This is a genomic window from Paenibacillus germinis (assembly GCF_013141785.1).
In the GTDB taxonomy this organism is placed as follows: Bacteria; Bacillota; Bacilli; order Paenibacillales; family NBRC-103111; genus Paenibacillus_E; species Paenibacillus_E phytorum.
The window spans coordinates 703478-719394 of record NZ_WHOC01000019.1; the positions used below are offsets into that span (position 1 = coordinate 703478).

The 15917-nt window shown below is 44.0% G+C and carries 15 protein-coding genes; 4 read left to right on the top strand and 11 right to left on the bottom strand.

The features are described from left to right. Positions 1–7: 7 nt before the first annotated feature. The 8 genes from hemW to gpr all read right to left on the bottom strand — a co-directional run bounded on the left by hemW (position 8) and on the right by gpr (position 7969). Positions 8–1159, bottom strand: coding sequence for a radical SAM family heme chaperone HemW (gene hemW, locus GC102_RS05600; protein WP_171688530.1), 1152 nt, complete (start codon positions 1157–1159; stop codon positions 8–10). Between the two features lie 164 nt (positions 1160–1323). Further along, positions 1324–3138: a translation elongation factor 4 gene (lepA, locus tag GC102_RS05605; protein ID WP_171688531.1), complete on the bottom strand. Its 1815-nt coding sequence runs from the start codon at positions 3136–3138 to the stop codon at positions 1324–1326. A 74-nt stretch (positions 3139–3212) separates the two neighbouring features. Continuing rightward, positions 3213–3608 carry a DUF3679 domain-containing protein gene (locus tag GC102_RS05610; RefSeq protein WP_171688532.1) on the bottom strand — a complete coding sequence of 132 codons (396 nt, stop codon included), beginning with the start codon at positions 3606–3608 and terminating at the stop codon, positions 3213–3215. 52 nt (positions 3609–3660) lie between these two features. Then, positions 3661–4896 carry a stage II sporulation protein P gene (gene spoIIP, locus GC102_RS05615; protein WP_171688533.1) on the bottom strand — a complete coding sequence of 412 codons (1236 nt, stop codon included), beginning with the start codon at positions 4894–4896 and terminating at the stop codon, positions 3661–3663. 351 nt (positions 4897–5247) lie between these two features. Next, positions 5248–5415: a hypothetical protein gene (locus tag GC102_RS05620; protein WP_171688534.1), complete on the bottom strand. Its 168-nt coding sequence runs from the start codon at positions 5413–5415 to the stop codon at positions 5248–5250. Continuing rightward, positions 5387–6364, bottom strand: a complete 978-nt coding sequence (locus tag GC102_RS05625; RefSeq protein WP_171688535.1) for a TIR domain-containing protein — start codon at positions 6362–6364, stop codon at positions 5387–5389. Before GC102_RS05625 ends, GC102_RS05620 begins: the two co-directional genes overlap by 29 nt. Next, positions 6361–6834 (bottom strand): nucleotide-binding protein, encoded by a 474-nt coding sequence (locus GC102_RS05630; protein ID WP_171688536.1) that lies wholly within the window; start codon positions 6832–6834, stop codon positions 6361–6363. Before GC102_RS05630 ends, GC102_RS05625 begins: the two co-directional genes overlap by 4 nt. 136 nt (positions 6835–6970) lie before the next feature. Beyond that, positions 6971–7969, bottom strand: coding sequence for a GPR endopeptidase (gpr, locus tag GC102_RS05635; RefSeq protein WP_171688537.1), 999 nt, complete (start codon positions 7967–7969; stop codon positions 6971–6973). A 290-nt stretch (positions 7970–8259) separates the two neighbouring features. Here gpr and rpsT point away from each other — a divergent pair, with 290 nt between their 5' ends. After that, positions 8260–8511, top strand: coding sequence for a 30S ribosomal protein S20 (gene rpsT, locus GC102_RS05640; RefSeq protein ID WP_028557986.1), 252 nt, complete (start codon positions 8260–8262; stop codon positions 8509–8511). Between the two features lie 74 nt (positions 8512–8585). Here rpsT and holA read toward each other — a convergent pair whose 3' ends face one another. The 3 genes from holA to GC102_RS05655 form a co-directional block, all read right to left on the bottom strand. Next, positions 8586–9605 (bottom strand): DNA polymerase III subunit delta, encoded by a 1020-nt coding sequence (gene holA / locus GC102_RS05645; RefSeq protein ID WP_171643701.1) that lies wholly within the window; start codon positions 9603–9605, stop codon positions 8586–8588. 214 nt (positions 9606–9819) lie between these two features. Beyond that, entirely contained in the window at positions 9820–11031 is a 1212-nt protein-coding gene (locus tag GC102_RS05650; protein WP_171688538.1) for a zf-HC2 domain-containing protein, read from the bottom strand. Beyond that, a complete protein-coding gene (locus GC102_RS05655) occupies positions 11028–11576 on the bottom strand; it encodes an RNA polymerase sigma factor (RefSeq protein WP_056838612.1) in 549 nt (182 codons plus the stop codon). Before GC102_RS05655 ends, GC102_RS05650 begins: the two co-directional genes overlap by 4 nt. Positions 11577–11924: 348 nt before the next feature. On the opposite strand from GC102_RS05655, the gene GC102_RS05660 reads away from it, so the two are divergent. From GC102_RS05660 to GC102_RS05670, 3 genes are read left to right on the top strand one after another with little or no spacing between them, the layout of a single operon-like run. Next, the gene (locus GC102_RS05660; RefSeq protein WP_171688539.1) at positions 11925–13487 is read left to right on the top strand and encodes a spore germination protein; all 1563 of its coding nucleotides are present in this window, start codon (positions 11925–11927) and stop codon (positions 13485–13487) included. Beyond that, positions 13484–14593 (top strand): GerAB/ArcD/ProY family transporter, encoded by a 1110-nt coding sequence (locus GC102_RS05665; RefSeq protein ID WP_171688540.1) that lies wholly within the window; start codon positions 13484–13486, stop codon positions 14591–14593. The genes GC102_RS05660 and GC102_RS05665 overlap by 4 nt, the downstream gene beginning before the upstream one ends. Beyond that, positions 14583–15761 carry a Ger(x)C family spore germination protein gene (locus GC102_RS05670; protein ID WP_171688541.1) on the top strand — a complete coding sequence of 393 codons (1179 nt, stop codon included), beginning with the start codon at positions 14583–14585 and terminating at the stop codon, positions 15759–15761. The genes GC102_RS05665 and GC102_RS05670 overlap by 11 nt, the downstream gene beginning before the upstream one ends. Positions 15762–15917: the final 156 nt, after the last annotated feature.

Here is a 15917-nt window from a genome sequence, read left to right on the forward strand (position 1 = left end):
TACTCGCCTAGGCAAGGAATGAAGCAAAGACTTCGTTGCCAAGCAGGATGCCATGTTTGGACAATCGATACCCATCAGGCGTTTGTTCAAGCAGCTGTTTTCGCAGCCAGCCATTCAAGGTTTCCCCGAATTGTGTTTCTATGGTGATTCCGAATTGTTCGATGAAATCCGCATTCCGTATGCCTTCCAGCAATCGCAAACCAACCATCATGAAGTCTTCCATAGCTTCCTGCCGAGTTACCTCAAATTGTTCCATGATCGGTAAGCCTACCTTTGCAGCATCAATATAAGGTTGAATTCCCTTAACGTTCACATGACGCTGGCCATTCATATACCCATGAGCCCCTGCACCAAGTCCATAGTAGGAACGATTGCGCCAGTACATGGAGTTGTGTCTGCTCTCTCGACCTGGTTTAGCGAAGTTACTGATTTCATATTGCTTATAACCCGCAGCCTCTAATCTCTTCATGATGAGTTCGTACATATCAACTTCCTCATCTTCACTTGGAAGAGGCAGTTGATTCTTATTGAACAATGTGTGAAACAAAGTATTCTCTTCTACTTTTAGACTATAGATGGAGTAATGCTGCAGATCCAGAGATAAAGCCTCATCCAATGTAGCCTGCATGATGTCCACGGTTTGTTTGGGAAGTCCGAACATCAAGTCAATGGAGAGGTTATCGAAACCTAGCTTTTTGGCGTCCGCGATGCTTCGATGCACGTCATCTGTATTATGAATGCGTCCAATCGCGGCGAGCAAATCATTATTAAAAGATTGCACACCAAAACTAATCCGATTGACGCCGCCTTCTTTCATAACAGACAACTTATCTTCGTCCGTCGTTCCTGGGTTAGCTTCCATGGAAAACTCGACTTCTGCGCTATCTGCCGGAAAATACGTACGAACCATGCGCAGAAACCGCTCCATTTGATCAGGAAGCAGTACAGTTGGCGTTCCTCCACCCACGAAAATCGTTTCCACCTTGATCGGTGGATTATTCCTAACTGTAAGTTCCATCTCGCGCTCAAGCGCATCCAGATACTCCATAACGGGCTGCCCTTTGAGGACATAAGAGTTGAAATCGCAATAATGGCATTTGTTTGTGCAAAAAGGGATATGAATATACACAGCGGTTGGGGCCGTATAGGTTACTAACATAGGGGTATTTCCTTTCTATCCAGGATAAACAATTCCGCGGCTTAGGGACGGGCGGTTTGTCAAGGTTGATGCAAAACAAAGTATAAAACTTATACTTAGTATCAATTAAGAAAAAGCCAAGGGGCAGAGTTACTCTGCCACCCCAGCTTCTCATTTATTTCAATCTATTCGTCGATTTTAAGAACAGCCATGAACGCTTCTTGCGGCACTTCTACACTGCCGACTTGCTTCATGCGTTTCTTACCTTCTTTTTGCTTATCAAGGAGCTTACGTTTCCTTGATATGTCACCGCCGTAACATTTGGCGAGTACGTTTTTACGCATCGCTTTAACCGTCTCACGGGCTACGATCTTTTGTCCAATCGCCGCTTGAATCGGCACTTCGAACATTTGACGCGGAATCAGTTCCTTCAGTTTATCACAAATGATTTTGCCGCGATGATACGCGGTATCACGGTGAACGATAAAGGAGAGAGCATCCACTTGCTCGGCATTTAAAAGAATGTCCATTTTCACGAGATTCGATTTCTTGTAGCCAGACACTTCATAGTCAAATGAAGCATAGCCCTTTGTTCTTGACTTCAACATATCGAAGAAATCATATACGATCTCGGATAACGGAATTTCGTACGTTAATGTTACACGATTGGTATCCAGGTATTCCATGTTCATATATTCACCGCGTTTGCCTTGGCAAAGCTCCATAATCGTTCCTACGTAATCATTCGGAACAATAACCGATGCTTTGACATAAGGCTCTTCAACGAAGTCAATTCGCTGTGGATCTGGATAGTTCGATGGATTATCGATTTCAATCACATCGCCATTCGTTAATGTGATGCGATATATAACGCTTGGCGCCGTCGTAATTAACGGAATATTGAACTCACGCTCAATCCGCTCCTGAATAATTTCCATGTGCAGCAGACCCAAGAATCCGCATCGGAAGCCAAAACCTAAAGCTGTAGATGTTTCCGGTTCAAAACGTAGAGAAGCATCATTCAGCTCCAGCTTCTGCAAAGCTTCACGCAGATCGTTGTAATCGGTTGTTTCGATCGGATACAGTCCGCAGAACACCATCGGGTTGATCCGGCGATAGCCTGGCAGCGCTTCTGGTGCTGGGCGATCCGCTTCGGTAACCGTGTCCCCGACTCGTGTATCCCCTACATTTTTGATACCGGCAACAACGAATCCAACATCTCCGACCTCAAGAGAAGGAACGGATGACATTCTCGGTTTGAAAGCCCCGACTTCAATGACTTCAAACACTTTATTCGTCGCCATCATTTTGATTTTGGAGCCCGCTTTGATCGAACCATCAACGACACGCACATAAACGATAACGCCTTTGTAGCTATCGTAATGGGAATCGAAGATCAATGCTTTCAGCGGATTGTCCGGATTTCCTTGCGGAGCCGGCACTTTCTCACAAATTTGCTCGATGATCTCTTTAATCCCAATACCGGCTTTCGCGGAAGCATGAACAGCCTCGCTGGCATCGAGTCCGATAACATCCTCGATTTCCTGCTTCACTTTGTCAGGATCAGCACTAGGTAAATCGATTTTATTGATAACAGGTAAAATTTCTAAATTATTTTCCAATGCCAGGTACACGTTGGCAAGCGTTTGTGCTTCGATACCTTGTGCAGCGTCTACAACCAGCAGCGCACCTTCACAAGCGGCAAGGCTTCGGGAAACCTCGTATGTAAAGTCTACATGTCCCGGTGTATCAATTAAATTAAGAATATAATCGACGCCATTGTCAGCACGATAAGCCAATCTAACCGCCTGAAGTTTAATCGTAATTCCGCGTTCCCGCTCCAAATCCATCTGGTCCAGAACTTGCTCCTGCATCTCACGCGATGATAGCGCGCCCGTATATTCTAGTATGCGGTCGGCAAGTGTTGACTTGCCATGATCGATATGAGCGATAATTGAAAAGTTGCGAATTCTTTGTTGTCTTTCTCGAATGTCCGTCATGCTAAAGACTAACCCCCACTACATGCAAATAATTTTCATTATAGCAGTTGTGGGAAGTTGCAGCAATGTACCCCTTAACCTTTCCCTAAGACGGCATCAAACAAGGACACGAATAACTTAATTCCGTGATGCGAAGCAATCTGCAGAAAGTCCCCTAATTTATTACCGACATGATTCAATGAATTATCGTGATCAGCTACCGGCTCCGCCTTCTTTTCAGCCTCTGGCTTCGCGGCAGTCTTAGCTTTGGCTGCTGCATCTCCTTTGGCTATTGGAGTTTGTGACACTTTAACCGTCGTCGCTTTCCCAGGTGGTGTTTTGACAGCTGCCTCCTGCACAGCTTTAGAAGAAGGCTGAGGCCCTTGTATGCGTTCCATCCCGCTAGACGCCAAGCTGACTCCGAATAAAATGCAGAACAACAGCAAGAGTCCAAACAAGCCTACTTTGATATAAAAGTGCCTCAGCCTCATTTTGAGATCCTCCTTAGAGTTTTGCTTTAGCATTCGTTGGCAAAACTAGCTTCTACGACTGCTTAGGGGTAATAGCCGGTGCGTCAACTTTCTTCGCGTTCAAAATCACCTCTGAAATAGCTTCTGCCAACCAATCTGTTGTTCGATAGCACTCTTCGAGGGAATTGTACGGACCGCCGACTTCAATCAATATATTATTAGGCGAAAAGCTCTGATTATATAATCCGTTACCTTCACTTGCTTCTTTCGCGTGAATCCCTTTAGATATACCAGGATGTTTGGCCTCTAACACTTGATGAATCTTGTTCGCGAATTCCTCATTCTTTTTCCAATTTGGATTTTTACCACCGATGATGAAGTACACCTGGGCATAATCTTTGCCATCAAAGGTTGCAGTCGTTTTATTTCGTGCAGCGGAATCTCGATGAATATCGAAATAATATTGCAAATCCGGATGTGAAACAGCAGCTTCCTGCAACGTTTTCAATGAATATTTGTAGGAATACGGATATTCGAAATTTTTGACCGTACTCGGATAGACTGTCTTGGAATGTACGGCTCCGATGCCGTCCTTCTCCAAATTTTGAGCTAATCTTTGACCTACGGAAATGATATTCACCTTATCGCTATAAGCTTTGTCAGGATCCGTAACACCTCTTAACTCCGGCAAAAATGACTCATTGCTATGCGTTTGATAAATGAAAGCTATATTATCCCCTGCGGTTCTTGGCGGTTGTCCTGTTGTTGGGTTTGTTATCGGGGCGGCGCCACCCACAGGAGAGGGTTCTGGTGATGGAGATGGTTGAGGATTCTTCGCCTCTGCCTCTAAATCAAGGGAGCTTGGGGGACCGTAATCAATAGGATCACTGGGATTTGACGCACTCCCTCTTACCAATACCGTCGTCTTATTGGTATCCATCCCTGGCACTTCACTGGCGACAAGACTTTTAGGGTCGTTCGGATTGATATCCGTCAAGAACTGGAAGGCGAAATGAAACACATTATGCTGAGAAAATGTAAATTTCTTCTGATCTTTATGTAGATGAGGCACTTCCATGCCCAGCATATCGATGAAAAATTGATTCGTGACGGAAGCAGCTAAGCTCTTCATAGATGAAACTGGCGAAGTCGTCATGACTCTATTCTGCAAGAAGCCACCTACGCCAATAAGAACAAATAGAGCTAAGGTGCCAAAGCTGAGTATAATAAATGTTTTTCCGACGGAACTTGCGCTCTGAAACGTTTTCCGAACATGGCTGAGATTCAATGTAGCTGATGTCCATTTCATAGTTTGATTCCTCCTAATCTATCTTACTTTAATCTATGAAACGAGCTCCTTCGATAGAACCCAAAACACTAGAATTTTTCTGATAGAGGGAAAATGAAACGCAAATAAACCTGAGAGACTGCTCAGGTTCTTCTGTCGATCCTTACACGTATTTCCCCTTGGATCAACCTCTTGCGCCTGAACCCTTGAGTAATTACAATACTCCCCATGTTTCAGGTCCGAAAAAGCTGTTACTTGTATAACTATACTACTCAGTAGTCAGCAGTAATCGCGGGTAAGGCTAAATAGTTATATTACGCTTATACGCAAAAAAGAACCCCTTACGGGGTTCTTAGGTTTATCTTATTAATGCTACGCGAGAGATTCGAAATCAAATGACCCTTTGGCCACAATCGTTACCCCACTTGTTTTATTCAGAACAGTGGGTCCGTTATATAATTTGAGCAGCGACTTGTCACTCGGTTTATGTTTATTGTCTGTGGTTGGTCGGTTACGAACTTTCTTCATGTGCTTCAGCATAAATAATCCTTCCTTTCACAATGGATTTGAGTGAAGACACGAGCTTCGCATTTCTTTCCGATAACTCCATCATGACTTGATGATGATTGCGCGCGGGAATGTCCGTCCTTGTCTTGAAATGTATGGATGAAACAATGGTCGGATGCAGCTTAATGCAGTAAATGTATTCAAACTCGCCATCTTCTTTATCCTTGGCTTGCCCCAGGTAGATGTTCGTATCCTTGCCCCGGTAACATTCGGCTAGATAACTAGTAGGGTCATTGACGTTGAAACTGTGGTTGTTGCTGACTTGACCGGCACGGCCAAACTGCTGCAAGGTGACACCATCTTCGAGAAGCTCAAACAGCGTTGCCGCTGTCACTTCTTGAAGCTCAATTATACCACAATTGGTATCAAATGTCTTATGGAATTTATCCAATACGCGGTCATAATCCACACTAGACACACTAAGCGAATCCAAAGCGTCGAACAAAAAACTGCGTATAGCATCGTTCTTCTTCATATCGGATAGCTTGAACCGATTCTTATGAACACCGATACTATGTTTAATCGGATAGAGGTGAGGACCTGCTAGCTCCGCAATCCCCGAAATGGCCTGCTGATCATCGATTCGCAGCGGGTTGTAACCCTCCAGATACTCAGGCAGTTCACAATTCTTAGACATCACAATGAATGTGCGGCTGTGGCCCAATTCTCCGATACAAAGTCCTATCAATACGAGTATATTCCCGTAAACCAAGGGATCATGCCAATCCGCATGCGTGATAATAAGAAGGGCAAAGTCCGTCTCTTCGATATGTTTTTTTAGCATTTTCAATTTATGATTGGACGCCGTAAGCACACCTTGATTAATAACCGTGACCTCGGATGAAGACGACAACTGCGCTTGATAGAATTCAGCCCACAGCGAACTTGCGGGGGAGCAGCCTACAAATATCTTTGGTTTCATTTCTCTCTCAGCCCTAACTCTTTGAGCATTTGCTTCACGACGAAAGTTGCCGGTCCTAGGCCGGCCATGAGCCCAGAGGAATGATTCGCATCATAGGTAAGTGGCGTTAAGCCGATTAAATCGGAGGCTATATGTAATGTTTCTTTTTCCGGAATAAGAAAGTAAGTTCTCTCTAGACCTATTTGTCCAATAAATAGACCCAGTTCCAAAATAACATTGTCACGTACTGTGCTAACCAATGAATCTCTCAAAAGTGTCAAATCATTAGGTTGGAAGACAAAGATAGCAAAATCACTAGACTTCGCCTGCTTAATAAGTGGAGCCAAGGTTGTATGTGAAGGAGGGAATAGCAATTGACTCCAAACGGTTACATCAAATGAAAAATGGAGATTAGACTGCAAAGCCTCTGCTACTTCAACACTTTCAGCAGATGACCCAATGAATAACTTCGCTTTATGTGCGCTGCTCAACAGAACCACTTCCTCATTTAAGTTGATCGTCCCTTATTTCGACGCCCCCCTCCTTATTCCTTCCAAGATTACGTAAAAATGGACAAAAAGAAAGAACTGTATCCACTCATCTAGGGGACACAGTCCTTAAAATCATTTAGTGCGTATAGGCCGCTACATTATCAACACTTACGGCATCGTGTAAGGCTGCATTTAAGCCGCTAGCAATAATATTAGCGATGTCTTCGATAAACTGGTCGATCTCCTTCGGCGTGACAAGCAGATCGTGTCCTACGGGGTTTAGCACCTCTTTCACAAGCATTAGACGCTCTTCCTCCTGCATACCGTCCAGCAACCCTAGGATCTGCCCTGTATTTCGCGTCTGCTCGCTAAAATGTTTTTGCATCAAGTCGAAGGCATTATTGACGATGGTAGACGCATAGACAACGGTCGGGACTCCAATAGCAATCACGGGAATGCCAAAGTTTTCTTTGGTCAACCCTTTGCGTTTATTTCCGATGCCTGAACCAGGATGAATGCCCGTATCCGCGATTTGAATGGTCGTGTTTACCCGATCTAGGGATCTGGAGGCTAGCGCATCAATGGCGATAATGAAATCAGGTTTGGATATATCAACGATCCCCTGAACGATATCACTGCTCTCAATCCCCGTTGTTCCGAGCACCCCTGGCGCTACCGCGCTAACTGCCCGATACCCTGGACTAACGTCCTCTGGAACTAGTTCAAAGTAATGACGTGTGACCATCACGTTATCCACAACAAGAGGACCAAGAGCATCCGGTGTAACATTAGAGTTGCCTAGACCGATAATAAGCGCTTTTGCATTCTTAGGGATGCCGATTTCACGCAAAAACTGTTCAAACTCTTGGGCCAATTTCGTGGCGACACGGTCCTGTAATTGGCTGTCTTTCTCCCGAAGAGCAGGCACTTCTATCGTTATATAATGTCCGAGAAGCTTACCAAGCGCTTTGGAGCCCTCTTCGTTCAGAACGTTGATCTTGGTAACTCGTATCCCGTTTTCACGTGTCGACTCCTGTTCAATGCCAGGTATCGGTTGCCCCTGATTGGCTGCATGAGCCATATCCCTTGCATCTAGCGCAAGATCCGTATGTGTTGTAAAAGAGCCTAAGTCCATTGAAGTTCCCCTTTCTCAAAATATAAGAATTTATAAGTTTCACATTATAAGCTTTGCATATTTCTGGGTAAACGCGCCTGTCCTTGGAGGGACAGCTTAGCCGTTATCCTTGGGTGCATTGCATCCATTATTGTGCTACGATTTACAACCGCTTATACAAAAACAAAGACCACTGAAAACCTATTGACAGGTCTTGCATTTTCAATAGTTGCATGGTAGAATACTTAAAGTTGTCAGCAAACAAACAAATGTAACGTTGAACCGTGTTTTGTAAGTAGGAGGTGAATTTCATGCCAAACATTAAATCCGCTATTAAACGAGTAAAAGTTAGCGAAAAGCGCCGTCTTCGTAACGCTTCCCAAAAGTCCGCTCTGCGTACTGCGGTGAAAGCTTTCGAAACAGCTGTAAGCCCAGAAGCTCTAATTAACGCTTCTAAGAAATTAGACAAAGCAGCTTCTAAAGGTTTAATCCATAAAAATGCCGCTAACCGCAAGAAGTCCCGTCTGGCTAAAAAGCTGAACGCTCTTACGGCTCAAGCGTAATAAAACGGACATAAAGCAAAAGTCCAGTTCTCTTCACAGAGAGCTGGACTTTTTACTTTTTGAAAGGCGTCCTCCTAGGCAGCAAGCCTAAGAAGGAACAACTCCAAACCTAACACTTTATCGATTTTCCCCGTTTTCATTTGGAAATCGAGATCCGCAAGCTGCGACATAATCCTGCTCAGCTTCTCAATATCGTATTTGCGTGCCTGCCCTTCAGCCACCTTCACGGCAAAGGGATGCAAACCGATCTGTGAAGCCATTTGCTGCTGGGAATAGCCTTGTTTACTTAACTCCTTCACCTGTAGCATGATGCGGAACTGTCTTGCGATGAGCGCCGCGATTTTGATCGGCTCCTCACGCTGCTTCAGCAGCTCCTCGAGAATAACGAAGGCACGTTCCAGCCTTACATTTACAATATCCTCTATGAGTATGAAGACGTTCTGTTCTGTACTGCGGGCCACTAATTGATCGATTACATCAACCGATGCTTCTGCACCGACTCCTACATATAAAGAAATCTTCTCAATTTCCGCGGATAAGGATTGCAAATTCCCGCCAGTGTATAAGATCAGTTGATCGGCGGCTTCCCCCGTGAACGTAAACCCCAGCTGCTGTGCTTGTTTGGCCACCCATTGCTGCAATTCTTCTGGGCTCAATGATAGGAAGGGAACCGCCGCTTCAAGGTCCTTGAGTGCCTTCACTATCTTCTTACGCTCGTCCAATTTATCTGCATCTACTGTAAACACCACGACGGTATGTTCCGCTGGAGATTTCAAATAATCCGTCAAACGATCCAAGTGATGTTCAATCTTCGAACTTTCCTTCGCCCCTGTGAAAAACAGTGCATTCTTCGCGATGACAAGCTTCTTCGGAACCATAAAGGGAAGGGTCTCCGCATCCTCCAGCACCGCAGAGAGACTAATCTCACTCAAATCAAATTTACTCACTGCAAACTCTTTGTGCTCAGGCTCAATGAGCAAATCCGTTAATACCTGAATAAATTCCCTCATCTTATATTTCTCAGGACCGTAGCACAAATAAACCGGTGCAGGGCGTCCTGCTTGTATATCTTTCAATGCTCTCTTTGCGTCCATAGCTAATGTTCACTCCTTGCTTACATTTTACCAACAACAAAGGGATTACGTCAAAGCCCGAAGACCTTGAGGTAATCCCTTTGTTTGTCTATTTAAACACCGGTTAAAGGCTCTAGAAACCTTATACCGTGTGGACAATCCACCAAAGCATTGCCGCTTCCTTATCTTACAACATACGCTAGAACCGTTACTTTGGTGCATTCGTCACACAAATTTACTTCGCTGCTTCCTCTTTCGTATTTAAATCGATGAGAAAAGTGTGAAGCGAGCCTTCGCTTTGAACTTGATAAAATAATTTGTCGTCCTTAGACCATTCCACTAGCGTGATAAGATCACCTGACTTCCAAACTTGCTTGGACGAAAAAACAACTTCTTGGGTAGAGCTGTTTCGGATCACGACATGCTGCTCTTCAACAACAGCCTCAAGAACGCCCGTTGTTGATTTCAACGGATTCGCACTAGGTGCTATCAAAGAATATATGCCTCCGCCATCACTCTTTTCTCCACCCTGCTTGGCAACAGGCGTAGGTGTTGGTTCCGTTGTTTTCAATACCTTTTGCTGTTCCGGCGGGTTATTTGGCGTTACATTGCTGGCCGGCGGATTCGTCGATACAGGGTCCGATTCCTTCTTCACATTAGTCCCAGCGGAAGCCGAATCTTTCAGCCGTTCAGGCTCTGAGGTAGAAGGCGCCTGACGCAAACCATCCGTACCTTTCGTCGTCCCAGATGTACTCAGCGTTTGTGGCGCCTCCAGCTTCGCATCTGTTGTAGCTTGCGGCCCCACTAGCCCATTTCCCGTCGTAGAATCCGGCACTGCTTTCTCTTGCCCGAATGACTCAGCGGCCGGAGCATTAGGTGCCACCTGCTTCGCTTCTGCACTGTCTGCTGCCTTTTTCTTGACAGTATCTTGTGTGGCATTTGAATCGGAAGCCGCCGTACTTGGCATTTGTGCGGCACTCTGCTTCTCAGATGCAGCCTTTGGCTGCGGCCAACTGCCTGCTTGATCCAACATAGGATGCTTCAGATTAAATACGAAGAAACCAAGGATGAGACCTGCGGCAACGACACCACCTGCGAATTTCCAGGAGAACTGTGATCCTAAACGGCGTGTCCAAGGGAGTTTGGGAGGCTGCACAGAAGCTGTCTGGTTAGCATTGGTGCCGAAAGCAGCCACCTTGTCGGTAATGGACGCCGCGGCATGTCTATCAATATCAGCTAGCTGCGGCATGATAGCATCGACCAAACTGTATGGAGGAATGACCTTTGGTAACTGGGTCAGTTCATCGGACAATCTTTGTAAACGTTCAAACATCTGTGCACAGTCCAAACAATGCATCAGGTGAGCATGAAGCTCATCTTCCTCTATTGCATCTAAATCCCCATCCAGCTGTCTTTGCATAAATTCCATCACCTCTTGACAATTCATCCCCGAACACCTCCTTTCTGATATTCTTGGAGCAACGACTGTAATTGCTGTCTAGCTCGAAATAAGTAAGACTTCACCGTGTTTAACGGTAAGTTGAGAGATTCTGCAATTTCATGATACGAAAAGTCCTGCAAATAACGGAGAACAACAACAGATCGATGGTGTTCGGGAAGCTTTTCGATTGCTTCTCTAATATCTTTGGCTAAATAGCCAATTAACATTTCCTGTTCAACATTATGTTCTGCTGTAAAGGTCATATCATGCTCATCAATCGAAACCGTTGGTTTCGCCTTGCGAAATTTATCGATGCAGATGTTCGTTACAATCCGCTGTACCCACGTCTTGAAGAGCGCTTTTTCTTCATAGGAATTAATTTTTGTATAAATCCGAAGGAGTGCCTCCTGTGAAGCATCGAGGGCATCCTGTTCATTATTCAAAATATAATAAGCGGTTCGATAAACGTGAGACTCAATTTCTCGCAATAGGGTAATGAGAGCATCACGATCACCGGCTTGTGCAGATCTTACCAGTTCGGGTGCTACCACTGGGATCCCTCCCTCTTGCAATCTTACAGACGCAGCAACGTCTCATAAGGTTGCAACTCTTTTAGAATAAAAAAACAATGGAAGTCTTGCAACTACCAGAATAACAAACTTCCTGAAATAAATACACTTGTTATTAGACGTATGCTAGACCGATTAGTTTCACCTTCGCCTCACAAACCGTTCTCCCCTCTCTCTCATCGATCAAATTACTCTCCATTGTAAGCTTTTTTAAAAGAAGGGAAAGTACTATGTTTGGATAGTACCGCCTAAGAAATTGCCATAACCGATTAATTCTAACGGAAGTGGTAAATATTACAGATGAGCTATTCGAAAGTGGAGGGCTGCATCATGTTCAAACAATTATTTGGCAGAAGGAACCGAATCCCGCAGGTTCCCAACCAGCCAAACACTTCAAGTTCAGATTCCAATAAACCGTTATCATCGTCATTGCAAGAAAATTTGACTACCATTCAGACGATTCTACACCATCCAAGCGATCTACTCGTTAGACAGTTTACAATTGGCACAGACCAATATCCGTGTGCATTAGTCAGCATTGATGGTTTGGTCGACATAGCGATGATTAATGAGCAATTACTAAGCCCTATGCTCCATTCCTTTGATCACCCTGTTACCTCATCTTCGGAATTAATAAACGTACTAAAGCAGCAAATCCTAACGGCTTATGAGTTAGAAACAGTTGAACTTCTGGACGACGCTTTAATGGCCATTCTATCTGGCGATACACTTCTTCTATTCAACAATCTTGCGCAATGCATCATCATTTCCAGCTGCGGTTGGAAAACTCGATCGATTGAAGAACCACAAACAGAATCGATCATTCGGGGACCAAGAGCAGGTTTTACAGAAGACATACGTACGAACACTGCTTTGCTTAGAAGAAGAATTAAAGAAACCAACCTTGTTTTTGACACCTATCAAATCGGGCAAAGAAGTAGACGTGAAGTGATCGTCACTTATATCGCTGACATTGTGCATCCCGACCTTGTGAAAGAAGTTACTCGCAGAATAAAGACCATAGACATAGATGATATCGAAGGGTCCGGTTACTTGGAGCAATGGATAGCAGACAGCTTCCTTAGTCCATTTCCACTCATTATGAATACAGAACGACCTGATCGAGTATCTGGAGCACTTCTCCAAGGTCGAGTTGCCATTCTTGTAGATGGAGACCCCTTCGTCCTCATATTGCCTATTACATTCGCTTCGAGTTTGCAATCGCCTGAAGATTACTATCAAAATTGGCTCATCTCGACGTTGACTCGGGTACTTCGATTAATTTCAGCTTTCATTGCTACCTTTTTGCCAGCTCTTTATATTGCTTTGCTCGAATTCCATCATGGGATGATCCCTTCTAAGTTGGCTTTCTCCATCGCTGGAGCTCGGGAAGGGGTGCCATTCCCTGCAGTCGTTGAAGCCTTCGCTATGGAATTCACGCTCGAACTTCTCAGGGAAGCAGGACTCCGACTGCCCAAACCAATTGGCCAAACCATCGGGATCGTAGGTGGTTTAGTTATTGGAGAATCTGCTGTGGCTGCCGGCATGGTAAGCCCCGTTATGGTTATTGTTGTAGCCGTCACAGCTATATCTTCTTTCTCGCTGCCTTCTTATTCGTTTGCTATTTCACTGCGCGTGATGCGATTCAGCATTATGTTGGCCGCTGCTTTTCTAGGCTTATACGGGATCATCTTAGCCTACATCATGATCAATATTCACCTGGTAAATCTGAAGAGCTTTGGCGTTCCATATTCCACCCCTTTTGCGCCAATTTTATTACGGGACTGGAAAGATCTCATTTTAAGATCCCCCCTGCTATTCGTGACAAAACGGCCAAAAATGATGCAGACCAAAAATGATCAGAGAATGAGAGGAAGGAGAAACAGAGGATGAAATCTTTTGAATATGGCGATAGTGAGATCGGTTTCGTAGATATAGTTATTACGATTTCATCCATGATTATTGGCGTAGGTATACTCTTTCTGCCGAGGGCCCTAGCGAAAACAGTACAATCATCTGATGGGTGGGTATCCATGCTGCTGGCAGGTCTTCTTGCGATCGGCTCAGCCTGGATGCTAGCCAAAATTGCGACTCATTTTAGCAAACAAGGTTATTTTGCTTATGCCTCAGCAGCCGTTACGAAGCCTATCGCCCTCATTGCCATCCTTTCTCTCACCCTTTACTTTATCCTGTATAGCGCCTATGAAGTTAGGGCTATTGCTAATATTTCCAAACAATATCTATTTGAGCGGACTCCTGTTGAAGCGATATCCTTAACCTTCTTACTGGTCGTCGTATATGCCGTTTCTGGCAGCCGAGTCGGTATTATTCGTCTAAATATTTTATTTTTGCCCATTGTTATCGTCATCTCAATTGTCGTACTCACATTTAGCATGAGTATATTTGACCTGGACGATTTAAAACCGTTTTTGATCTCAGATTGGAAAGGTTTGGCAAAGGGAATAGAAACCAGTGCATTCTCACTCTTTGGTTTTGAAGTCATCTTAATTTACATCACCCTAATGAATCACCCAAAGAAAGCCCCCAAAGCGGTTGTCTTAGGTGTAGCTATTCCAGTTGTACTATACACAGTAATCTACCTTACTTGCGTTGGTGTATTTTCACATTTCGCCCTTCAACAAATCACGTATCCCGCCATTGAGCTTGCCAAGGAAATGCAAATTCCAGGCGCATTCTTTGAGCGGTTTGAATCTATATTTTTTACAATTTGGATTATGGCTGTCTTCACTACGACCATCATGGCCTTTGACTGTTCCATCTATCTGCTAATGTCTGTCTTTAATAAAACAAAGAAAAAAACATGGGTGTTCATATTAAATCCGTTCATTTATATACTTTGCATGTTTCCACGAAACTTAGCTGATTTCGATGAAATAAGCAGTATCATTAGTTATATCGGATTAATTGTCGCCATTATGTTTCCTATCCTCATACACGTTGCTGCCAAAATTCGAGGAGTGAATAGTGATGCTTCTTAAAAAAAGGAGCTGCTGGGCCAGTCTAATCTGCATCCTCTTCCTTTTAACAGGCTGCTGGGATCGTATAGAAATTGACCAGCGGGGGTTTGTAGTCGGTGTTGCGATCGATTACAGCAATACTCAGAAACACAAATTCAAAGGAACCTATCAGATTGTCGTACCTAGTGGGCTGAAACAAAGCAGTCAAGGAAAAAGTGGATCTGGCAGTTCCAATAAAGCCTACTTTAATTTATCCACAACCGAAAACTCCATGCCCGCCATTAGCTCGAAATTGGCAGTCAGGACGAGTCGCTCCCCTTATTTTGAACATCTAAAAATCATTATCATTTCCAGCGAATTAGCCAAAGACGATAAAATTTTCGCCGACTTGTTGGACTTCTTCTTACGAAATAGTGAAATGCGAAGAGGCGTTCAAATATTAATTGCCAATGGAAAAGCCTCGGATATATTAGATATTCCTACTTTTAATGAACCAACACCTATCGATTATATTACATCTATTGCCAGAAACGACCGAAAATCCAATTACATGTTACCCGAATCACGAATAGGTGACGTCCATGAATATTTGGTCAAGCATGAAAGCTTCGCCATTCAAACCGTTAAATTGGAAGAAAAAGGGGTTGCGATGACCGGATCCGCGATATTCGATGGTCATACCAAGGAAATGGTCGGATTCTTGACAGGTGATGAAACACAAGGGTTGAACTTCGTCACTGAGCACGTGAAAGGCGGTATCATCGAAGGTAAGATTAAGGATCACACTTTTGCCTTCCGAGCGGAAAGAACAAAAAGTAAAATTACAATGCAACAGCTTAATCCAACAAAGTTCAGGTTCAACATTAAACTCGCAACTGAAGGGGTTATTGATAAATCGATTTCCGATTATGATACCTCTAAATCAGAAACAATTAAAAATTTGGAGAAAAGCCTAGAAGATGCAGTCCAAATCAATACCCTCAAAGCAATTAAAAAACTCCAACAAACTTATAAAAAGGATGCATTGGGGCTGGGTGCTTATCTATTTCAGAATCATTATAAATTATGGAAACCAATCGCAAATGATTGGGATCAGGGATTAAATATATTCACACAATCAGAGATTAACGTGCAGACAGAAGTCATTATAAGGCGAATCGGAAATATAATCAAAACGACAAAGGAGTAATGCAAGTATGTGGTTTTCTCTCATTGGAAGGTTCCCTACAGGGATGATACTGATCTGTACCATTCTCTCATTCGTCATTCCCTTCGGTGTTCATTGGATATATAAAGAGCTGCATGCGCATGGGGATCCACCGTGGAAACAGGAGCCTATAGCAGA